The sequence below is a fragment of the Paracoccus sp. TD-10 genome (genome assembly GCF_048270675.1).
GTDB classification, from domain to species: Bacteria; Pseudomonadota; Alphaproteobacteria; order Rhodobacterales; family Rhodobacteraceae; genus Paracoccus; species Paracoccus pantotrophus.
Window position 1 is genome coordinate 916021 of sequence record NZ_CP182418.1, and the last position, 20495, is coordinate 936515.

A 20495-nucleotide genomic window follows, 5' to 3' on the forward strand; every position below is an offset into this window, starting at 1 on the left:
CATGGACCAGGCCGCCACCCCGCCCAGCGTCCATGTCATCGTGCTGAACTGGCGCACGCCAGAGATGTCCTTGCAGGCCGCCGAGGCCGCGTTGCGCGAAATGCAGGGCATCGATGGCGGGCTGACCATCGTGGACAACGATTCCGGCGATGGCAGCTACGAGGCGATGCTGGCCGGGGCGCAGGTGCGCGGCTGGCCTTCGGATCGCGTCGCGGTGGTGCAGTCGGGCTGGAACGGCGGCTTCGGCGCCGGCAACAATCACGGCATCCGGCAGGGTCTGCCGGACGGGCGCCGCGCCGACCTGGTCTATCTGCTGAACTCGGACGCCATTCCGCAGCCCGGCGCGATCCGGGCGCTGGTCGACTATCTGGCTGCGCATCCGCGGGCCGGGATCGCCTGCTCGCGCTTGCGCGGCACCGATGACGTGCCGCATACCACCGCCTTCCGCTTTCCCAGCGCCCTGAGCGAGTTCGAGGCGATGAGCCGCACCGGGCCGATCTCGCGCCTGCTCAGCCGCAAGGTCGTCTCGCTGCCCCAGCCCTTGGTCTCGGGGCGGGTGGACTGGTCGGCGGGGGCGTCGATGATGATCCGCATGGAGGTGCTGGACCGCATCGGGCTCTTCGACGAGGGGTTCTTTCTTTACTACGAGGAAACCGACTTGTGCCGTCGCGCCGCGCTGGCGGGCTGGCAGACCCATTACGTCGTCGAAAGCCTGGTGCTGCATATCGGTTCGGTCAGCACCGGCATGAAGGAATGGCGGCGCGCGCCGGATTACTGGTACGACTCGCGCCGGCGCTATTTCGAGAAACATCATGGGCGGCTGGGTGCGCTTTGGGCCACGGCCGCCCATCTGGGGGGCGCGGGGGTGTTCCGCCTGCGCTGCCTGTTGTCGGGGCGCAAGCCGGACGGGCCGCCGGGCCATCTGGCGCAGCTGATGCGTCACGCCTTTCGTCCGCAACCAAAGCCCGTTCATGTTGAAAAGGGTAAGCCATGACGCAATTTTCCGCGATTCTGGTGGGTAACGAATCCCTCTTGCGCCACGCGGCCGAGACGCTGCTGGCGCGCGGGCATCGCATCCATGCGGTGGTGACGCGCAATCCCGACCTGCGCGACTGGGCGCAGGGCGCCGGTCTTGCGGTCGAGGATCAGGACGCGCCGATGGCCCCCGATGCGCCGCCTGCCGACTGGCTGTTCAGCGTCGCCAACCTGTCGATCCTGCGCCCCGAGATGCTGGCGCGCGGCCGGCTGGGCGCGATCAACTTCCACGACGGGCCGCTGCCGCGGCTGGCGGGGCTGAACGCCCCGGTCTGGGCGATCATCGGCGGCGAGGCGCAGCACGGCGTCACCTGGCACATGATCGAAGGCGGCGTGGACGAGGGCGACATCCTCACCCAGACCCTGTTCGAGATCCGCCCCGACGATACCGCGCTGACCCTGAACGCCCGCTGCTTCGCCCGCGGGGCCGAAAGCTTTGCCGAGGTGGTGGCGCAGCTGGAAGGGGCCGGCTCGCAGCGGGTGAAGCAGGACCTGTCGCAGCGCAGCTATGTCGGCCGCGACAAGCGCCCCGAGGCCGCGGGCGTGATCGATTTTGCCCAGCCGGCGGGGCGCATCTGCGCGCTGGTGCGCGGGCTCGATCATGGCGGCTACTGGAACCCGCTGGCCGAGGCCAAGGTCCGGCTGGCCGATGGCCGGGTGCTGGCAGTCACCGCCTCGGCCGGGACCGAGCCGGCCAGCGCCGCGCCGGGCACCGTGCTGGCCCTTCACGGCGATATCGCCACCATCGCCGCCGCGGATGCGGCGATCCGGCTGGTCTTTCGCGGCGAGCTGCCTCCGGTCGGCACGGTGATCCCGGCGCTGGCCGCCGAGGAGCGCGCGCGGCTGACCGATCTGGCCGCGCAGGCCGCCAAGCATGACGGCTTCTGGCGCGCGCGGCTGACGCGGATGAACCCGGCGGTGCTGCCGGGCGAGGGCTCGGGCGCGACGCAGCGCCTGCCCCTGCTGCCCGGCGATGCGCCCGAGCGCATCGCGCTGGCCGCGGCGCTGCTGGCGCGGCTGGCCGGACAGGCCCAGTTCGACCTGGCGCTGCGGCCGCAGGGCCAGCCCGAGGCGGCGGGCATCGTTGCCGACTGGCAGCCGCTGGCGGTCGAGGCGCCGGGCGAGCGCACGCTGGCCGATCTGGGACAGGCGCTGGCGGCAGAGATCGCCGATCAGGCGAAGCGCGGCTTCTTCATGGCCGACCTGCTGCACCGCGCGCCCGAGCTGCGCGACATGGCCACGCCGGATCTGGCGATCAGCCTGCATGCCGGCGGCCCGGTCAATGGCGCGGCGCTGACCGTGACCCTGGCCGGGGACGGCGCATGGCTGGACCACGACCCGGCCCGCGTCACGCCGGCGCAGGCGCAGCGGCTGGCCCGGGCGCTGGACGGCGGGCTGGCGCTGCCCGGCTCCACGGCGCTGCGCGACATCCCCCTGATGGACGCGGCCGAGCGCGAGGAGCTGCTGGTCGGCCGCAATGCCACGCAGCTGGATGTGCGGCTGGCCTGCATTCACGAGCTGATCGCGGAAAAGGCCGCCGAGAACCCCGATGCGGTGGCGCTGGCTTTCGAGGATCACAGCCTGACCCGCAGCCAGCTGGATCGCGCCGCCAACGCGCTGGCCGAAAAGCTGGTGGCGATGGGCGTCGGCCCGGACCAGCCGGTGGGCCTGTTCGCGAAACGCTCGCCCGAGCTGGTGATCGGCGCGCTGGCGATCTGGAAGGCGGGCGGCGCCTATGTGCCGCTCGACCCGGACTACCCCGCCGACCGCATCGAGCTGTACATCGAGGATTCCGGCGCGCGGGTGGTGTTGGTCCAGGACGGTCTGGCCGAGAGGCTGCCCGCGCATGGCGCGCAGGTGGTGGCCATTCCGACCGACCTGCCGCATGGTCTGGTGGCGGCGCCGGTCAACCAGGCCGGGCCGGAAAACCTGGCCTATCTGATCTACACCTCGGGCTCGACCGGCCGGCCCAAGGGGGTGATGGTCGAGCATCGCAACGTGGCGAACTTCTTCGCCGGCATGGATGTGGTGATCCCGCACCAGCCGGGCGATGCCTGGCTGGCGGTCACGAGCCTGTCCTTCGACATCTCGGTGCTGGAGATCTTCTGGTCGCTGGCGCGGGGGCTGAAACTGGTGATCGCGGGCGAGGAATCGCGGCTCGCCGTCTCCTCGACGCCGGCGCAGCCGCGCCGCGAGCCATCCGGCGGCATGGATTTCAGCCTGTTCTACTGGGGCAATGACGACGGCCCCGGCCCGAAGAAATACCAGCTTTTGCTGGAGGGCGCGCGCTTTGCCGACCAGAACGGCTTCGTCGCGGTCTACACCCCCGAGCGGCATTTCCACGCCTTCGGCGGCCCCTATCCGAACCCGGCGGTTTCCGGCGCGGCGGTGGCGGCGGTGACGAAAAACGTCGCCGTGCGCGCCGGCAGCTGCGTGCTGCCGCTGCATCATCCGGCCCGCGTGGCCGAGGAATGGGCGGTGATCGACAACCTGACCTCGGGCCGGGCGGGGCTGGCCATCGCCTCGGGCTGGCAGCCGGACGATTTCGTGCTGCGCCCGGAAAACGCGCCGCCGAACAACAAGACCGCACTGGCCCAGGGGATCGACCAGCTGCGCCGGCTGTGGCGCGGCGAGGCGGTCGAGTTCCCGCGCAAGGACGGCAGCCTGTTCGGCGTGGTGACGCAGCCGCGTCCGGTGCAAAAGGAACTGCCGCTGTGGATGACCGTCGCCGGCAACCCGGAAACCTGGGTCGAGGCCGGGCGGCTGGGCATGAACGTGCTGACCCATCTGCTGGGGCAAAGTATCGACACGGTCGCGGCGCGGATCAAGGATTACCACGCGGCGCTGCGCGAGGCCGGCCATGACCCGGCGCGCTTTACCGTCACGCTGATGCTGCATACCTGCCTGGCCGAGGATCGCGAGACGGCGCGCGAGATCGCCCGCGAGCCGATGAAGAACTACCTGAAAAGCGCCGCGGCGCTGGTCAAGCAATATGCCTGGGATTTCCCGGCCTTCCGCCGCCCGGCGGGCATGACCAACCCGATGGCCATCGACCTCGGCTCGCTCTCCGAGGAAGAGCTGGACGGCATCCTGGAATTCGCTTTCCTGCGCTATTTCGAGGATTCCGGCCTTTTCGGCTCCATCGAGGACGGCATCGCGCGGGTCGAGCAGCTGAAGGCCATCGGCGTGGGCGAGATCGCCTGCCTGATCGACTATGGCATCGCGCCCGAGCAGGTCATGGCCGGCTTCCCGCTGCTGGCGCGGCTGCGGGCCGAGGTGAACCCGCATGGCGCGGAACCCGAGGACGGCGATTTCTCGATCGCGGCGCAGATCCGGCGCTGGAAGGTGACGCATCTGCAATGCACGCCCAGCATGGCGCGCATCCTGGTCTCGGACCCGCAGGTGGCGGCGGCCATGGCCGGGCTGAAATGCATGATGGTCGGCGGCGAGGCGCTGCCGCCCTCGCTGCTGGCCGAAATCAGGGCGGCCACGCGGGCGCGGGTGCTGAACATGTATGGCCCGACCGAGACGACGATCTGGTCCACGGTGGCCGATCTGACCGATGCGGCCGAGGTGACGCTGGGCCGGCCCATCGCCAATACCCAGCTTTACGTGCTGGACGCCGACGGTGTGCCGGCCCCCCCCGGCGCGCCGGGCGAGCTTTGGATCGGCGGCCATGGTGTGACCCGCGGCTATTGGCGGCGCGAGGACCTGACTGCGGCGGCTTTCCGTCCCGATCCCTTCGTGCCCGCGGATCGCGGCGCGCCCTGGGGCGCGCGCATGTATCGCACAGGCGATCTGGTGCGCTGGCGCGAGGATGGCGGCCTCGACTATATCGGCCGGGCCGACCACCAGGTGAAGCTGCGCGGCTTCCGCATCGAGCTGGGCGAGATCGAGGCGCGGCTGGCCGCCCAGCCCGGCGTGCGCGAGGCGGTGGCGCTGGTGCGCGAGGATGCGCCCGGCGACAAGCGGCTGGTGGCCTATGTCACCGGCGCGGGCGAGTTGTGCGAGAAGGGGCTGCGCGAGGCGCTGCTGGCGCATCTGCCGGCGCATATGGTGCCGGGGCGGATCGTGCGGCTGGAAAAGATGCCGCTGACCCCGAACCGCAAGATCGACCGCAAGCATCTGCCGGTGCCGGGGGCCGTCGCCTCCGCTCCGGTGGCGGCGCCGACCGTCGAGGCCACCACCGCTGTCGCCGCCAACGCCCCGACCGAGGATCTGGCGCAGGCGGTGCAGGCGCTGTGGTCCGAGGTGCTGGGCGTCGAGCAGATCGGCCCGCGCGACAACTTCTTCGCGCTCGGCGGGCATTCGTTGCTGGCGATCCAGCTGCACCGGACCATGCGCGACCGGCTGGCGCTGCCGCGGCTGGGCGTGACGGATATCTTCCGCTTCCCGGTCATGGCGGATTTCCTGAAGCATGTCGCCTCGCTGGCGCCGGCTAGCACGGCGGCCGCCCCGGCGGTGCCCGCGCCTGCACCTGCGCCCACGCCCAAGCCTACGCCGCCAGCGGTGCCCGAGCCGGTTCTGGCGGCCGAGGATGCCATGGCCCGGCGCCGGGCCCTGCGGGCGCAGTTGCGCGGTGGGCGGTGAGCGGGGCGGCGGCGCTCGACGCGCTGGCACGGCGCCTGCTGCCCGCGGGTCATGGCTGCGCGGTGCTGCCGCTGACGGCCGAGCCGGCGCCGCTTTTGCCCGAGGAGGCGGGGGCCATCGCCCGCGCTGTCCCGAAGCGGCGGCGCGAGTTCGCCTTGGGGCGCATGGCGCTGCGCGCGGCGATCCGGCAGGCCGGGCATGACCTGCCGGCGGATCGACCCATCCCGGCGCGTTCCGACCGCCGGCCGGACCTGCCGCCGGGCATCCGCGCCAGTCTGTCGCATGGCGGCGATTACTGCATCGCCATCGCTGCCCCACCCGGCGGGGCCAGCGTCGGGGTCGATCTTGAGCCTTGCGGCCGCGCCCTTCCGGAAGGTCTGGCCGAGACCATCATGCCCTTTCGCCTGAAGGGGGCCGGGGATGCCTTGCTGGCCTTTTGCGCCAAGGAGGCGATGTTCAAGGCGCAATATCCGCTGACAGGTCGAATGCTGGACTTCCGCGCGGTCCCGGTGGTGATCGATGCGCTGCGGTTCCGCGCCTGCATGGGCGACCGGCTGATCGGCGGGCGCTGGGGGCAGGCGGCGGGCTATTGGCTGGCGCTCAGCCTGTGGCGCGGCTGAACAGCGCCGCCAGACGCCGGGCGGATTCGCGGATATCGTGGCGTTCCGTGACGCGGGCGCGGGCCGCGGCGCCCATGCGTTCCAGCGTGGCGTGGTCGGTTTCGGCGGCTTGCAGCATGGTTTCGGCCAGGGCCTCGGCATCGCTGGCGGGGACCAGCCAGCCCTCTTGTCCGGGGCGGACCAGTTCGGGGATGCCGGCGATATAGGTGGCGATCACCGGGCGGGCGCAGGCCATGGCCTCCATGATGACCACCGGCAGGCCCTCGGCGAAGCTGGGCGCGACCAGCGCATGCGCGGCCTCCATGGCGGCGCGCACGCCCGCCTCGTCCTGCCAGCCAAGCAGGCGGACGGCCTGGCCCATGCCCTCGGCGGCGACCAGCGCCTCGATCTGCGGGCGCAATTCGCCATCGCCGACCAGCGACAGGCGCAAGCCGGGGGCGCGGCGCCAGGCCAGGGCGAAGGCGCGGATCAGCAGGCCGAAGCCCTTCTGCTCGGCAAAGCGGCCGACGGCGACCATGTGGAACGGGCCGGGCGGCAGGGGCCGCGGCTGGGTCCAGCGGTCCAGGTCCAGGCCGCAATGCACGACATGGACCTTGTCCCAGTCGCCGGGCCCTGCCCAGCGGCAAAGCTGCGAGCGGCCATAGCTGCTGACGGCGACGCAGAACGCGGCCAGGGCCAGCTTTCCGCCCAGGTCCAGCGCCTGGATGTTGTCGAACTCCTCGGGGCCGTGGACGGTGAAGCTGAAGCGCGGACCGTCCAGCAGGCGCGCATAGGCGGCGACCCTGGCCGAATTGGTGCCAAAATGCGCATGGATATGCGCAAGCCCCAGTTCCCGTGCCCGGCCGGCCACCCGCGCCCCTTCGGCCATATAGATCAGCTGCCGGGCAAGGCTGCTTTCCCCGGCCCGTGCCCGGCGCCGCGCCAGCCGCATGGCGGCGGCGAACTGCGCCGGATTTGCCGCGCCCCGGCCGGCGAGATCGGCCAGAAGCCGGCCGGCCCCGGCCTCCAGCACCCGCTCGGTGCGGGCATGTTCGGCCAGGTCGGCGGGGTCGCTCAGAGCGCCGCTGTCGCCCCGCATGGCGAATCGGTGGATTTCAAGCCCCTGGGCCTCAAGCGCCGCGATTTCCCGCCGGATGAAGCTGTGCGAGGGGCGGGGGTAGGTATTGATCAAATAACCGATTCGCAAGGCGGCGATCCCTTTCCCAAGAAAAAAAGCCCTCGGGCCGCGTTATTGGCCGAGGTTTTCGGCTGGTTGGCGCTTATTTTTGCTGAACAATGGGCGGATATGCCGTATTACCGCAAGACGCACCAAAGTTTGTCTAGCGATTTCCGGTTTCTTTGGCACTATTGATCCGAGGATTTGTACATTTGAGGAGAAAACCTCTGACTGGCATCCTGACCCTTGGTGTCGCAATTGCCTTGGCCAGCGCGCTGATCGGGTTTGCCGCCTTCGATCTGCCGTTCTGGGCCGCGCTGCTGATCTATATCGTCAGCGGAACGGCCGCTATCCTTTTCATCGCCTGGCGGCGTTTCAGGTGCGTCGAGCGGCACGAGATGCAGGCCGAACGCGGCCGCACCGTTCAATAGCCGGTGCAGCGCAGCACCACGCCCACGGTCCTGGCGATGATGGCGACATCGCTGCTGAAGCTCAACTCGGCTGCATAGCGCGCGTCGAAAGTCGCGCGGGCGGCGAAGGTGCTGTCATTGCGGTCCGAGATCTGCCACAGCCCGGTGACACCCGGCCGCAGATGATAGTAATCCGCCCCCGGATAAAGCGGTGCCTGTTCGATCATCATCGGCCGCGGGCCGACGATGCTCATGTCGCCGCGCAGCACGTTCCACAGCTGCGGCAACTCGTCCAGAGAAGTCTTGCGCAAGAAGCGGCCAGTCGAGGTGATGCGCGGATCGTTCTTCAGCTTCTGCGTCAGATCCCATTCCGCCCTGGCCTCGGGATTGGCGGCCAGGTATTCCGCCAGCCGCCGATCTGCATCCTCGACCATGGTGCGCAGCTTCCACAACCGGAAGCTGCGGCCGGACCGGCCGACCCGCAACTGGGTGTAGAAAGGCTTCTCGCCATGCCACAGGATCACCAGCGCCAGGATCAGAACCACCGGCACTACAATCGGCACCGCCAGAAGCACGGCGGTAATGTCCAGCGGCCGCTTGATAAAGCGCGAGTAAAGGGAGCGGGCCCCCAGGGGTTGATTGGTGTTTCCGTTTGCGGCCGTTTGCAGCACCGGGTCGATTGTCTCGATATCGAAATCCGTGGTGTGCCGCATTTCAAAACCCGCCCTCATCACTACACTCGCAGTATAGCTGTGCGTTTGAATAAAACTAGAACGAATTTGGACACTGCCGAAAAGTATAGGTTCGTTTAAAAACAATTGGTTGCAAATGATTTTTGATCGGGAGGGGCCGCCTCTGCCCTGGGTAATCATATTGAGCAAAACCCGAGGATTTTACTGAACGGGCGGCATTCCGGTTGTTGCGGCTTTATATTGGCAACTATCGGTTGAATTGAGTGGATTTCGCCATGCCGGAATGCGATGCTGGGCAAAGGCAATTCGCAATCGAAGGTTGTTGATATGGCGGGTGTGATGCAATTTTTAATTGAAAGCGTCTCGGCTTTCTACATCGGCCACAGCCTGGTCGGCACGACGCTGCCGGGCATGATGCAGGGCCTGCTGGAAGAGCCGGTGGAAATGCAGATCCTCAACGGCGCCCCGCTCGAATGGCAGTGGAAGGAGGCGCATCACGCGCAGGGGGTGAACGGGCGCGAATGGCTGCCCGACCATGCCGTGGACGCCCTGGTCATTACCGAGCGCGTGCCGCTGGCCCCGGCGATAGAATATCACGACAGCCTTGGCTATGCCGCGAAATGGGTCGAACTGGCGCGGCAGTCCAATCCCGGGGTCAAGCCCTATCTCTACCAGACCTGGGATTATATCGACCCGGATTCGACACGGCCGTGGCGCGACCGCATCCTGGCGGACCTGCCGCAATGGCAGTCGATCGCCGATCACGTGAACCTCGACCTGCCCGAGGGGGCCGAGCCGATGCGGCTGGTTCCGGTGGGGCTGGGCATGGTGCGGCTGCACGATGCCGCCGAAGCGGGCAAGGTTCCTGGCGCGACCTCGATCCGCGACTTTTTCGGCGACGACATCCATCCGACCGAGCAGGGCGGGTCTTACTACATCGCCATGATCCATTACGCGACCCTGACCGGCAAAAGCCCGGTCGGGCTGACCAACCGTATTCCCGGCGGCAGCGGTCCCTATCCCCTCGTGCCCAAGGAGCAGGCCGCCGTGCTTCAGGAACTTGCCTGGCAGGTGGTGCAGGAGTTCGCCGCCGACTAGCGGCCGCGCGCCCATTCCTGGCGGTTGCGGCCCAGCCGCACCGCCAGCGCCACGGCGGCATAGGCGGCGAAACCCGGCGGATCGGCGGCGGCCAGCCGGGCGAGTTCCGCCCTGCCGGGGCGGACATGGCCCTGGCGCGGGGGCAGGTCGGGAAACAGCCGGGCGATCTCGGCCACGCCGGCGTCCTGGCGGCGCCGGACCCGGACCAGCGGCCCGAACCCCTCGGCCAGCGGCCATTCATAGGGCTCGTCCACCAGGAAACGCTCGGTTTCCGCGAATTGCAGCCGGGCGAAGGTGTCGTCCGAGATGACCTGCGGGAATGCCCCCCAGCGCGCGCGTCCTGCTTCGTTCACCGCGAAAAGCCCCGCGCCGGTGACGCCTTGGGCCACGAAGGGCAGCTTCTGCCAGAACCGGGCATAGGCGCGCGACACGGCGCTGCGCGCCGGTGCGACCACCAGCCGCCCGCCGGCATAGCGCGGCACGTCCGCGTCCAGCACGCGCATGATTCCCGACAGAAGGCGCGGTCCCATGCGGATGTCGGCGTCCAGATACAGCCGCACGCCCGGCCCGGCGCAGCCGTCGCCGTGGTTCAGCGCGCCGATCTTGCCGCCCTGCGCCAGTTCCTCGACCCGCAGCCGCCAGCCGCGCGCGGCAAAGGCCGACACATGGGCGCGGGCGCGCGCGGCGGTGTCGTCGCGGCAGCCGTTGGCGACCAGGATCAGCTCGACCGGGCCGCCATGGTCCTGGCCCAGGACATGATCGAGGCAGGCGTCGATATAGGCGGCCTCGTCATGGGCGGGCAGGATGATGGTGCAGGGGGTCATCGGGTCGGCGCCGGGCTTTCGGACGGGCCGCGGCCGAATCGAGCGGCCCGGCAATCGGGGGCCGCGAATTGCGCGCCGGGGCCGACGGCCGGCGGCAACAGGGGCAAATGGCCGCGCGACGCCGGGAAATGCCGGGCATTGTCGGGATCGGGCCGGTTTTGGGTTGTCGCATTCATGGCCCCGACGCTACCATGCCGCTGCCGGGAAAGTCACCGGCAGGCCGCCGGCCTTGGGACGGCGCCGTTTCACCAGAGGCAGAGGGGCAACAGGTTTGACGCCCGCGAAAGGGAACGACCCGGACAGGATGCCGGTTGGACAGGCTGCGCGCGATGCGGCGCAGGGCCATGTCTCCAGCAAGTTCATCCGGCGCGAGGCGGCCCTGACCGCCATGGACGCGAAACATGCCAAGATCAGCGCGCAGCGGTTTTCGCTGTTGCGCACCCGCATCCTGCGCGAGATGCGCAGCCGCGGCTGGAGCAAGCTTGCCGTGGTGCCGGTGACGCAGGGTGCTGGCGGCACCTTCGTCGCGGTGAACCTGGCCCTGGCGCTGGCCCGCCAGCCGCATACGCAGGTGACGCTGATCGACCTGGATCTGGGCAGCCCCAGCGTGGCCGGCCAGCTGGGCATTCCGGGCTGCAGCGCGGTTTCGGCCGCGCTGGCCGGGGGCGGCGATCTGGACGCGCTGGTCTCGCGCGTGGACGAGGCGCCGAACCTGTCGGTCCTGGCCCCGGACCGGGCCGAGCCGGACGCGGCCGAGCTTTTGCAGGACGAGGCGCTGGCCCAGGCCATGCGGCGGCTGCACGACCGCCACCCCGCCCGGATCGCGGTCATCGACACCGCCGCCCTTTTGGGCGAGGATGCGGCGCTGGCCGCCCTGCCGCTGGCCGATGCGCTGCTGCTGGTCGCCGACGGGCGCCGCGGCACCGCCTCGGACATGGCGGAATGCGAAAGGCTGCTGGTCGGCATGCCGCCGGTGATGGGCGTGGTCCTGAACAAGTCGGAAGACTGAACAACGAATAGACAGGGTTCAAGATTTGGGACCGATTCAATCCTTGCAGGATCTGATCTCGATAATCTGGCGGCGCTTGCCGCTGGTGCTGACGATCGTGGTCCTGGGCGTGCTGACCTCGTTCTACCTGATCGTTTCCTCGCCCCGCGTCTACGAGGCCTCGGCGGTGATCCAGCTGGACATGCCGGCCGCCATCGACCAGGGCAGCGACAGTTCGCTGCCTGCCTCGCGCCGGGTGCAGCTGATCGAACAGCGCCTGATGGCGCGCGCCAACCTGCGCGAGGTGATCGAGCGGCTGGGGCTGTTCGCCGGCACCCCGCTGAGCGAGTCGGAAAAGCTGGTGGCGCTGCGCAACTCGACCCGGATCGAAAGCATCGCCGCCCCCGGCGTTTCGGTCGATTCCCGCATGTCGCTGGCCGCCATCGTCATCACCGCCCAGGCCGAGACGCCGACGACCGCGGCCGCCATCGCCAATGACTTCGCCAACAGCGTGGTCAACCGCGACCGCGAGAACCGCCAGGCCCGCATCCTGGAGGCGCAGGAATACCTGCGCAGCGAGGAACGCCGTCTGAACGAGCAGTTGTCCGAACAGGAGCGCAAGCTGGTCGAGTTCAGCGCCCGCAACGAGGATGCGCTGCCCAGTTCGCAGGAATTCCTGCAGACCCAGCTGGCCCAGCTGACCGAGACCGAGACGGCGCTGGACCGCGACATCATGACCTTGCAGCGCGAGCGGTTGTCGCTGGAGGCGGGGGGGCTTGCGGCCGAGGCCCGGCCCTCGGCCTCGCTGGTGCAGCAGATCCGTACCGCCGAGATCGAACTGGCGCAGGCGCGCCGGACGCTGGCGCCCGACCATCCCGAGATCCGGCGGCTGGAGGAAAACCTGAAGCTGCTCAACAGTGGCACCGGCAGCGGCGGACCGGACGTGGTTCGCCGCCAGGCCGAGCTGATCGAGGCCCAGCTGGCCAGGCTGAACGAACAGAAGGCCGGGATCGCGTTGCGCCGCACCGAGATCGACCGGGCCCGCGCCCGCGCCCCCGAGGTCAGCCGCGAGCTTGAGGCGATGACCCGCCAGCAGCGCCGGTTGCAGGACCGCTATAACGAGATCTCGCGCCAGCTGGCCCAGGTCGAAACCCAGCAGATGCTGATGCAAAACGACCAGGCCGAGCGTTTCGTGCTGCTGGAGCGTGCCTTGCCGCCGGAATATCCCGCCATGTCGAACCGCAAGAAAAGCGCGGTGATGGGGGCAGGGGTCAGCGTCGGGCTGGCGCTGGCCGCGGCCTTTGTCCTGGAGTTGCTGAACCCGGTCTTGCGGCGCAGCGAGCAATTCGCCCGTGCCACCGGAACCCGGCCGGTGATTTCCTTGCCCTATCGGCAGACGGCGGCCGACCTGCGCCGGCGCCGGCTGCGCAACATCTATATGGTCCTGCTTCTGGTGCTGGGCGTCCTGGTCGCGCTGTGGATGATCGGCAAGGTGCCCGGCCTGCCTTCGCCCGGCGTCGTGCCGATGCCGACCGACGGGATGGGCTGATGAGCGGGCAGGGCGGAAGCGAAACCGCCGCCGCGCCGGGCCGCAGCTTCGCCTCGCGGGCCCTGGGCAGCGGGGCCTGGTCCATGGCCAATTTCGGCCTGGGCCAGATCATGCGCCTGGGCTCGAACCTGATCCTGACCCGCATCCTCAGCCCCGACGATTTCGGCCTGATGGCGCTGGTCACCAGTTTCCTGATCGGCCTGACCATGTTCAGCGACATGGGCTTCGGCCCCTCGATCATGCAGAGCAAGCGCGGCGACGAGCCGGATTTCCTCGACACGATCTGGACGCTGAAGATCATCCGGGGCTTCCTGATCTTCGGCGCGGCCATGGTCATGGCCTGGCCGTTGGCGGTCTTTTACGACGCGCCGCTGTTCGGCTGGGTGTTTCCGGCTGCGGCCTGCTCGATGATCGTCGGCGGCCTCCTTCCGACCCGCATCGACACGGCCGCGCGCCATTTGCAGCTGGGCCGGCTGACGGTGATCGAGCTGTGCAACCAGCTGATCGGCATCCTGCTGACCGTCGCCGCGGCGCTGATCCTGCAATCGGTCTGGGCGCTGGTCTGGGGCAATGTGCTGGGCGCGCTGGTCCAGCTGCTGATGTTCCGGCTGTTCCTGCCCGGACACCGCAACCGGCTGCGGATGGAGCCCGAGGCCCGCGCCGAGGTGATGAAATTCGGCAAGTGGATCTTTTTCAGCACTATCTGCGGCTTCCTGCTGTTTCAGGGCGACCGGATCATCCTGGGGCGGGTGCTGACGCTGAACCAGCTGGGCATCTACAATATCGGCCTGTTCCTGGCCACGGTGCCGGCCATGCTGGGGTCGTCGATCGCCGGGCGGCTGTTCATCCCGATGTATCGCCAGCATCCGCCGGCCGAAAGCGCCGAGAACGCCCGCATCCTGGCCCGTACCCGCGCCGGGCTGACGGCGCTGCTGCTGGCGGTGGCGGTGGCGCTGGCCTGGGCCGGCCCGCCCCTGGTCGAGCTGCTCTATGACCCGCGCTATGCCGCGGCGGGGGGCATCCTGGTCGCCATCGCCTGCATCCAGATGCTGCAGGTCATCCCGCTGAGCTATGAATCGGCGGCGCTGGCGGCCGGGGATTCACGCGGCTTCTTCGTCGTGCAATCCACCCGCGCGGCGATCTATTTCGCGCTGGTCGCGGGGGGGGCGGTGCTTTACGGCCTGCCGGGGCTGTTGATCGGGCAGGCGCTGGCGCAGCTGTTGTGCTATCCGGCGACGGTCTGGCTGGCGCGGCGGCATGGTTGCTGGGATCCGCGCCACGACCTGATCGCCGCCGCACTCGCCCTTGTCGCGGCGGCGACGGCGCTGAGCGGCCATCGCGATGCAGTGCTGGCCGCGATGTCCCCCTGAGGCGTGCCGGCCGGCATTTTACCCCTTCCGGTTCCGCGTGGCCTGGCGCTATTGCTGCCGGAACGTCACGAGGAGGAGGCACCGGATGAGCGACGACAACACCCCGCGCAAGTCCCGCATCACGCGGGAAGAGGCTCTGGCCTATCACCTGGAACCCCGTCCGGGCAAATACGACATCGTGGCCTCGACCCCGATGGCGACGCAGCGCGACCTGTCGCTGGCCTATTCCCCCGGCGTGGCGGTCCCGGTCGAGGCCATCGCCGAGCGGCCCGAGACCGCCTATGACTATACCGTCAAGGGCAACATGGTCGCGGTGATCTCGAACGGCACCGCCATCCTGGGGCTGGGGAACCTGGGCGCGCTGGCCTCGAAGCCGGTGATGGAGGGCAAGGCGGTCCTGTTCAAGCGTTTCGCCGATGTGAACGCGATCGACATCGAGCTGGATACCGAGGATCCGGACGAGATCATCAATGCGGTGCGGCTGATGGGCCCGACCTTCGGCGGCATCAACCTCGAGGACATCAAGGCGCCGGAATGCTTCATCATCGAGCAGCGGCTGAAAGAGGTCATGGACATCCCGGTCTTCCATGACGACCAGCACGGCACGGCGGTGATCTGCGCGGCGGGGCTGATCAACGCGCTGGAACTGTCGGGCAAGAAGATCGAGGACGTGAAGATCGTGCTGAACGGCGCCGGCGCCGCCGGCATCGCCTGCCTGGAGCTGCTGAAATCCATGGGCGCGCGGCATGAGAACTGTATCATGTGCGACACCAAGGGCGTGATCTGGCAGGGCCGCACCGAGGGCATGAACCAGTGGAAATCCGCCCATGCCGTCGTGACCGAGGCGCGCACGCTGGACGAGGCGATGCAGGGCGCCGACGTGTTCCTGGGCGTCTCGGCCAAGGGAGCGGTGACGCAGGACATGGTGCTGTCCATGGCCGAGAACCCGGTCATCTTCGCCATGGCCAACCCCGATCCCGAGATCACCCCCGAGGAGGCGCATGCCGTCCGCCCCGACGCCATCGTCGCCACCGGCCGCTCGGACTATCCGAACCAGGTCAACAACGTCCTGGGCTTTCCCTATCTGTTCCGCGGCGCGCTGGACATCCATGCCCGCGCCATCAATGACGAGATGAAGATCGCCTGCGCCCGCGCGCTGGCGGAACTGGCGCGCGAGGACGTGCCGGACGAGGTCGCCGTCGCCTACGGCCGCAAGCTGCAATTCGGCCGCGACTACATCATCCCGACGCCCTTCGACCCGCGGCTGATCCATGTCGTGCCGCCGGCGGTGGCGCGCGCGGGGATGGATACCGGCGTCGCCCGCCGCCCGATCATCGACATGGAGGGCTATGTCCAGTCGCTCAAGGCGCGCATGGACCCGACCGCGGCGATCCTGCAGGGCATCCATGCCCGCGCCCGCCAGGCCCAGGCCCGGATGATCTTTGCCGAGGGGGACGACCTGCGGGTGCTGCGCGCCGCCGTGGCCTGGCAGCGCGGCGGCATGGGCCAGTCCATCGTCGTCGGCCGGGAAAGCGACGTGCGTGAAAAGCTGGAGGCCGCCGGCCTGGGCGACGCCGCGCGCGAGATCACCGTGGTCAATGCCGGCAATTCCCGCCATCTCGAGCAATATCACGAGACGCTTTATGCCCGCCTGCAGCGCAAGGGCCATGACCGCGAGGACGCGGTCAAGCTGGCCAATCGCGACCGCCATGTCTTTGCCTCGCTGATGCTGGCGCATGGCCATGGCGACGGGCTGGTGACGGGGGCCACGCGCAAGAACGCGCATGTGCTGGCCCAAATCGGCACGGTCTTCGACGTGACCCCGGCCGACGGCGCGGTGGGCATCACCGCGGTCCTGCACAATGGCCGGGTGATCCTGATGGGCGACACGCTGGTCCATGAATGGCCCGAGGCCGAGGATCTGGCCGACATCGCCACCCGCGGCGCCCATGTCGCGCGCGGCCTGGGGCTGGAGCCGCGCGTGGCCTTTCTGTCGTTTTCGAACTTCGGCTACCCGATCAGCGAGCGCGCGGTGAAGATGGCCCATGCGACCGAGGTGCTGGACGCCCGCCGCGTCGATTTCGAATATGAGGGCGAGATGACCGTGGACGTGGCGTTGAACCCGTCGCAGGCGGCGAAATACCCGTTCTCGCGGCTCAAGGGGCCGGCCAATGTGCTGGTGGTGCCGGCGCGGCACTCGGCCTCGATCTCGGTGAAGCTCTTGCAGGAAATGGCCGGGGCGACGGTGATCGGGCCGATCCTGACCGGGGTGCCGCAGCCGATCCAGATCTGCTCGACCGGTTCGACGGTGAACGACATCCTGAACATGGCCGCCATCGCCGCGGGACGGCTGGGACAGGTGAAGTAACCCGCCCCAAACCAAAGGCGCCCCCGGATCGGGGGCGCCTTGCCTGTTGCGTCGGGATCAGAACCGATACGAGGCGCGCAGCTGCACCAGATCGGTGTCCAGGTCGCGGCCGCTGATGCCGGTTTCGTCCTCCAGCACGTCCTTGAAGTCGCTGCGGCTGTATTCCGCGCCGACGGTGAAGCGCTCGGTGACTTTGAAATCGGCGCCGAGACCATAGGTCAGCCCGGTTTCCGAGAAATCATCGACCGAGATCTTGGCCGCGCCCAGCGTGACATAGGGCAGGAAGCGGCCCATGTCGGCACCGGCACGCAGCCGCAGCCGGGTCAGGTCGCCGTCGTCATAGTTCTCGTCGGGCGAGATCTTGTTGTAGTCCAGTTCGCCGCCCAGCACGAAGCGGCCCAGGTCGTGCTGATAGCCCGCATGCAGGCCATAGCCGTCGTAATCGCCGAAATCGGCCAGCGCGCCGCGATTGCTCAGGTCGCCGCTGCCCTTGCCGTATTGCAGACCGGCATAGAAGCCCGTCCAGTCGCTGTCCGAAACGGTCGTCACGGGCGCCGGTGCCACGACCGGCTGCTCGACCACGGGGGCGACATAGCCACCCGCATAGGCGCCACCGGCGATCAGCGAAACCAAAGCTGCGTATCCGACTTTCTTCATGGTGTTCTCCATTTAACTCGGACCGTCTGCCTACCACCCGGGGCCGGGATTGGAAGGCTTGGCGGGGTCGTGGCACGGACAAGTGACGGCCCGTTAGCCGCAGGGATGAAAGGCGATGAAAAAAGCCTGCCGATACAGGGGCTTCGCGCTCAAGCCGGCGTGATTGGGCGTGATGCGCGGTCAGAGATTTTGTCTAACAAATTGATAATGAACGAGTTTCAGCTTCCGGTTTCGTCGATCTGCCCAAAGCATTCGCCGCGCTCGGCCTGGCGCTGGCGTTCCCGGAAACGGGCGCGGTCGGCCTCGCTATATTCGCCCGCGCAGCGATGGCAGCAGACGCCGGGCTCATATTCCGGGCGGGTGCGGTCCTCGGGCGCCAGCGGGCGGCGGCAGGCGTGGCACAGGTCGTAGCGGCCCTGCCGCAGCCCGTGGCCCAGGCTCACCCGCTTGTCGAAGACGAAGCATTCGCCGCGCCACAGGCTTTCCTCCTCGGGCACCTCCTCCAGGTATTTCAGGATGCCGCCCTTGAGGTGAAAGACCTCTGCCACGCCCTCGCCCAGCAGGAAATTGGTGGATTTCTCGCAGCGGATGCCGCCGGTGCAGAACATGGCGATGCGCTTGTTGTGGAAGCGATGCGCATTCTCGCGCCACCAGGCGGGAAAGTCGCGGAAGCTGCGGGTGCCGGGATCGACGGCGCCGGCGAAGGAGCCGATCTCGACCTCGTAATCGTTGCGGGTGTCGATCACCGCCACGTCGGGGGCGCTGATCAGCGCATTCCAGTCCTGCGGCGCGACATAGCGCCCGACCGCGGCGGTGGGGTCCACCTCGGGCTGGCCCATGGTGACGATCTCGCGCTTCAGGCGGACCTTCATGCGGCCGAAGGGCATGGCCTCGGCGGTGCTTTCCTTCCATTCCAGCCCCGCGCAGCCGGGCAGGGCGCGGATATGCGCCAGCACCGCGTCGATGCCTTCGCGGGTGCCGGCGATGGTGCCGTTGATCCCCTCGGGCGCCAGCAGCAAGGTGCCCCTGACCCCGTTCGTGCAGGCGCATTTGGCCAGCGGCGGCTTCAGCGCCTGAGGGTCGGGAAAGCGGGTGAAATGGTAAAGCGCGGCGACGATCAGCATGGGCTGGCCATAGCGCCGCAAGGATGTGCAATCAAGTTGCCGCATTGACGCCCCCGCCGCCTGCGCCTACCAATTTTCCTGGGAAACAGGAGAGGCGCCATGGCACGGGCCCTGATCGTCATCGACATGCAGCTGGATTTCTGTCCCGGCGGCCGGCTGGCGGTCGCCGGCGGGGACGAGATCGTGGCAGGGGTCAACGACCTGATGGCCGATTTCGACACCGTGGTGCTGACCCAGGACTGGCATCCGCAGGACCATGCCAGCTTTGCCGACAACCATCCCGGCGCAGCGGCATTTTCGCAAGTCGAGATGCCCTACGGCCCGCAGGTGCTGTGGCCGGCGCATTGCGTGATCGGCTCGGCGGGGGCGGGGTTTCATCCGACGCTGGCCGTCGATTGCGCCGATCTGGTGATCCGCAAGGGGTTCCGGCTGCAGATCGACAGCTATTCCGCGTTCTTCGAGAACGACCATCGCACCCCCACCGGCCTGGCCGGATATTTGCGCGACCGCGGCATGGACGACCTGGCCTTCGTGGGCCTCGCGCATGACTTCTGTGTCGCCTGGTCGGCCATCGACGCCGCCAAGCTGGGCTTTCGCGCCACCGTGATCGAGGAGGCCACCCGCGCCATCGACCTGAACGGCTCGCGCGAGGCGGCGCGCGAGGCGATGCGCAAGGCGGGGGTGGTGCTGGCATGATGATCCCGACGGTCGATATCGCCACCCGCGTCTATAACCACAAGTGGAAGATCGACCCCATCGTCCGCTCGCTGATCGACGACGATTTCTACAAGCTGCTGATGTGCCAGTCGGTGTTCCGCAACCGGCCCGACACGCAGGTCACCTTCAGCCTGATCAACCGCACCAGCCGCATCCGCCTGGCCGAGCTGATCGACGAGGGCGAGCTGCGCGAGCAGTTGGACCATGTCCGCGGCCTGTCGCTGACGCGGGGCGAAAGCACCTGGCTGCGCGGCAATACCTTCTACGGCAAGCGGCAGATGTTCCGCCCGGATTTCATGGAGTTCCTGGAGAAGCTGCGCCTGCCCGCCTATCACCTGGAAAAGCGCGACGGCCAGTATGAGCTGGTCTTCGAGGGCCGCTGGCCCGAGGTCATGCTGTGGGAGATCCCGGCGCTGGCGATCATCATGGAGCTGCGCTCGCGCGCCGTCCTCAAGGACATGGGCCGGTTTGAATTGCAGGTGCTCTATGCCCGCGCCATGGCCCGGCTTTGGGAAAAGATCGAGGAATTGCGCAAGCTCGGCCCGGACCTGCGCATCGCCGATTTCGGCACGCGGCGGCGGCACAGCTTCCTGTGGCAGGACTGGTGCGTGCAGGCCATGGTCGAGGGGCTGGGCGACGAGCGGTTTATCGGCACCTCGAACTGCCTGATCGCCATGCGCCGCGACATCGAGGCCATCGGCACCAATGCCCATGAACTGCCCATGGTCTATGCCGCGCTGGCCGACAGCGACGCGGAACTGCGCCAGGCCCCCTATCGCGTCCTCGCCGACTGGCACGAGGAGCATGACGGGATGCTGCGCATCATCCTGCCCGATACCTATGGCACCCAGGGGTTCCTGGAGCACGCGCCCGACTGGCTGGCCGGCTGGACCGGCATCCGCGTCGACAGCGGCGACCCGGCCGTGGGCGCCGAGACCGCGATCCGCTGGTGGCAGGAGCGCGGCGAGGATCCGCGCGACAAGCTGATCATCTTTTCCGACGGGCTGGACGTGGACAAGATCAAGGATCTGTTCCGGCGCTTCCACGGCCGGGCCAAGATCAGCTTCGGCTGGGGCACGCTCTTGACCAACGACTTCCGCGGGCTGGTGCCGGGCGACGGGCTGGCGCCGTTCTCGCTGGTCTGCAAGGCGGTGGCGGCCGAGGGGCGGCCGACCGTCAAGCTTTCCGACAACCCCGAAAAGGCCACCGGTCCCGAGGAGGAGATCGCGCGCTACAAGCGCGTCTTCGGCGTCGGCCAGCAGCAGCGCATGGCGGTCGTGGTCTGATCCGCCGGCTC

The 20495-nt window shown here is 68.5% G+C and carries 17 protein-coding genes; 12 read left to right on the top strand and 5 right to left on the bottom strand.

What is annotated here, in order from left to right; all coding sequences use genetic code 11:
- Position 1 precedes the first annotated feature (1 nt).
- Genes ACNKFW_RS04500 through ACNKFW_RS04510 form a run of 3 tightly spaced genes read left to right on the top strand, consistent with a single transcriptional unit; the run spans position 2 to position 6245 of the window.
- Complete coding sequence (locus ACNKFW_RS04500; RefSeq protein ID WP_147428279.1) at positions 2-994, top strand: glycosyltransferase family 2 protein; 993 nt, start codon at positions 2-4, stop codon at positions 992-994.
- Positions 991-5625, top strand: a complete 4635-nt coding sequence (locus ACNKFW_RS04505) for a MupA/Atu3671 family FMN-dependent luciferase-like monooxygenase (RefSeq protein ID WP_147427709.1) — start codon at positions 991-993, stop codon at positions 5623-5625. The genes ACNKFW_RS04500 and ACNKFW_RS04505 overlap by 4 nt, the downstream gene beginning before the upstream one ends.
- Positions 5622-6245 (top strand): 4'-phosphopantetheinyl transferase family protein, encoded by a 624-nt coding sequence (locus ACNKFW_RS04510; protein WP_024844118.1) that lies wholly within the window; start codon positions 5622-5624, stop codon positions 6243-6245. Before ACNKFW_RS04505 ends, ACNKFW_RS04510 begins: the two co-directional genes overlap by 4 nt.
- On the opposite strand, the gene ACNKFW_RS04515 is transcribed toward ACNKFW_RS04510, so the two are convergent.
- Entirely contained in the window at positions 6226-7431 is a 1206-nt protein-coding gene (locus ACNKFW_RS04515; RefSeq protein WP_147427710.1) for a glycosyltransferase, read from the bottom strand. The genes ACNKFW_RS04510 and ACNKFW_RS04515 overlap by 20 nt on opposite strands.
- On the opposite strand from ACNKFW_RS04515, the gene ACNKFW_RS04520 reads away from it, so the two are divergent.
- Both ACNKFW_RS04520 and ACNKFW_RS04525 read left to right on the top strand, forming a co-directional pair.
- The gene (locus ACNKFW_RS04520; RefSeq protein ID WP_167521756.1) at positions 7333-7596 is read left to right on the top strand and encodes a hypothetical protein; all 264 of its coding nucleotides are present in this window, start codon (positions 7333-7335) and stop codon (positions 7594-7596) included. The genes ACNKFW_RS04515 and ACNKFW_RS04520 overlap by 99 nt on opposite strands.
- A 68-nt stretch (positions 7597-7664) precedes the next feature.
- On the top strand, positions 7665-7832 hold the full coding sequence (locus ACNKFW_RS04525) for a hypothetical protein (protein ID WP_231486675.1): 168 nt from the start codon (positions 7665-7667) through the stop codon (positions 7830-7832).
- Here the strand turns inward: ACNKFW_RS04525 and ACNKFW_RS04530 are convergent.
- A complete protein-coding gene (locus tag ACNKFW_RS04530; protein ID WP_024844121.1) occupies positions 7826-8524 on the bottom strand; it encodes a sugar transferase in 699 nt (232 codons plus the stop codon). The two genes, ACNKFW_RS04525 and ACNKFW_RS04530, sit on opposite strands and share 7 nt — an antisense overlap.
- Before the next feature lie 318 nt (positions 8525-8842).
- Here ACNKFW_RS04530 and ACNKFW_RS04535 point away from each other — a divergent pair, with 318 nt between their 5' ends.
- A complete protein-coding gene (locus ACNKFW_RS04535; protein WP_244314545.1) occupies positions 8843-9601 on the top strand; it encodes a hypothetical protein in 759 nt (252 codons plus the stop codon).
- Here the strand turns inward: ACNKFW_RS04535 and ACNKFW_RS04540 are convergent.
- Positions 9598-10425: a glycosyltransferase gene (locus ACNKFW_RS04540; RefSeq protein ID WP_024844123.1), complete on the bottom strand. Its 828-nt coding sequence runs from the start codon at positions 10423-10425 to the stop codon at positions 9598-9600. The genes ACNKFW_RS04535 and ACNKFW_RS04540 overlap by 4 nt on opposite strands.
- Before the next feature lie 304 nt (positions 10426-10729).
- Between ACNKFW_RS04540 and ACNKFW_RS04545 the strand changes: the two genes are divergently transcribed.
- From ACNKFW_RS04545 to ACNKFW_RS04560, 4 genes are all read left to right on the top strand, one after another.
- Complete coding sequence (locus ACNKFW_RS04545) at positions 10730-11434, top strand: chromosome partitioning protein (RefSeq protein WP_024844124.1); 705 nt, start codon at positions 10730-10732, stop codon at positions 11432-11434.
- Between the two features lie 85 nt (positions 11435-11519).
- Complete coding sequence (locus tag ACNKFW_RS04550) at positions 11520-12962, top strand: GumC family protein (RefSeq protein WP_418024822.1); 1443 nt, start codon at positions 11520-11522, stop codon at positions 12960-12962.
- Positions 12962-14332, top strand: a complete 1371-nt coding sequence (locus ACNKFW_RS04555; protein WP_024844126.1) for an oligosaccharide flippase family protein — start codon at positions 12962-12964, stop codon at positions 14330-14332. The genes ACNKFW_RS04550 and ACNKFW_RS04555 overlap by 1 nt, the downstream gene beginning before the upstream one ends.
- Positions 14333-14417: 85 nt before the next feature.
- Entirely contained in the window at positions 14418-16700 is a 2283-nt protein-coding gene (locus tag ACNKFW_RS04560) for an NADP-dependent malic enzyme (RefSeq protein WP_024844127.1), read from the top strand.
- A gap of 57 nt (positions 16701-16757) precedes the next feature.
- On the opposite strand, the gene ACNKFW_RS04565 is transcribed toward ACNKFW_RS04560, so the two are convergent.
- Together ACNKFW_RS04565 and ACNKFW_RS04570 are read right to left on the bottom strand one after the other, a co-directional pair.
- Entirely contained in the window at positions 16758-17357 is a 600-nt protein-coding gene (locus ACNKFW_RS04565) for an outer membrane protein (RefSeq protein WP_147427713.1), read from the bottom strand.
- Positions 17358-17575: 218 nt separating this feature from the next.
- Positions 17576-18481, bottom strand: a complete 906-nt coding sequence (locus tag ACNKFW_RS04570; protein WP_147428281.1) for a rhodanese-related sulfurtransferase — start codon at positions 18479-18481, stop codon at positions 17576-17578.
- A 99-nt stretch (positions 18482-18580) separates the two neighbouring features.
- Between ACNKFW_RS04570 and pncA the strand changes: the two genes are divergently transcribed.
- Together pncA and pncB are read left to right on the top strand one after the other, a co-directional pair.
- Positions 18581-19177 (top strand): bifunctional nicotinamidase/pyrazinamidase, encoded by a 597-nt coding sequence (gene pncA, locus ACNKFW_RS04575; protein WP_147427714.1) that lies wholly within the window; start codon positions 18581-18583, stop codon positions 19175-19177.
- A complete protein-coding gene (gene pncB / locus ACNKFW_RS04580; RefSeq protein ID WP_024844131.1) occupies positions 19174-20484 on the top strand; it encodes a nicotinate phosphoribosyltransferase in 1311 nt (436 codons plus the stop codon). Before pncA ends, pncB begins: the two co-directional genes overlap by 4 nt.
- Positions 20485-20495: the final 11 nt, after the last annotated feature.

What these genes read in the sequence shown, in the direction of transcription:
- ACNKFW_RS04500 (WP_147428279.1), top strand. Translation starts at nt 2, where the DNA reads ATGGACCAGGCCGCCACCCCGCCCAGCGTCCATGTCATCGTGCTGAAC.
- ACNKFW_RS04505 (WP_147427709.1), top strand. Translation starts at nt 991, where the DNA reads ATGACGCAATTTTCCGCGATTCTGGTGGGTAACGAATCCCTCTTGCGC.
- ACNKFW_RS04530 (WP_024844121.1), bottom strand. Translation starts at nt 8,524, where the DNA reads ATGCGGCACACCACGGATTTCGATATCGAGACAATCGACCCGGTGCTG.
- ACNKFW_RS04535 (WP_244314545.1), top strand. Translation starts at nt 8,843, where the DNA reads ATGCAATTTTTAATTGAAAGCGTCTCGGCTTTCTACATCGGCCACAGC.
- ACNKFW_RS04540 (WP_024844123.1), bottom strand. Translation starts at nt 10,425, where the DNA reads ATGACCCCCTGCACCATCATCCTGCCCGCCCATGACGAGGCCGCCTAT.
- ACNKFW_RS04545 (WP_024844124.1), top strand. Translation starts at nt 10,730, where the DNA reads ATGCCGGTTGGACAGGCTGCGCGCGATGCGGCGCAGGGCCATGTCTCC.
- ACNKFW_RS04555 (WP_024844126.1), top strand. Translation starts at nt 12,962, where the DNA reads ATGAGCGGGCAGGGCGGAAGCGAAACCGCCGCCGCGCCGGGCCGCAGC.
- ACNKFW_RS04560 (WP_024844127.1), top strand. Translation starts at nt 14,418, where the DNA reads ATGAGCGACGACAACACCCCGCGCAAGTCCCGCATCACGCGGGAAGAG.
- ACNKFW_RS04565 (WP_147427713.1), bottom strand. Translation starts at nt 17,357, where the DNA reads ATGAAGAAAGTCGGATACGCAGCTTTGGTTTCGCTGATCGCCGGTGGC.
- ACNKFW_RS04570 (WP_147428281.1), bottom strand. Translation starts at nt 18,481, where the DNA reads ATGCTGATCGTCGCCGCGCTTTACCATTTCACCCGCTTTCCCGACCCT.
- pncA (WP_147427714.1), top strand. Translation starts at nt 18,581, where the DNA reads ATGGCACGGGCCCTGATCGTCATCGACATGCAGCTGGATTTCTGTCCC.
- pncB (WP_024844131.1), top strand. Translation starts at nt 19,174, where the DNA reads ATGATGATCCCGACGGTCGATATCGCCACCCGCGTCTATAACCACAAG.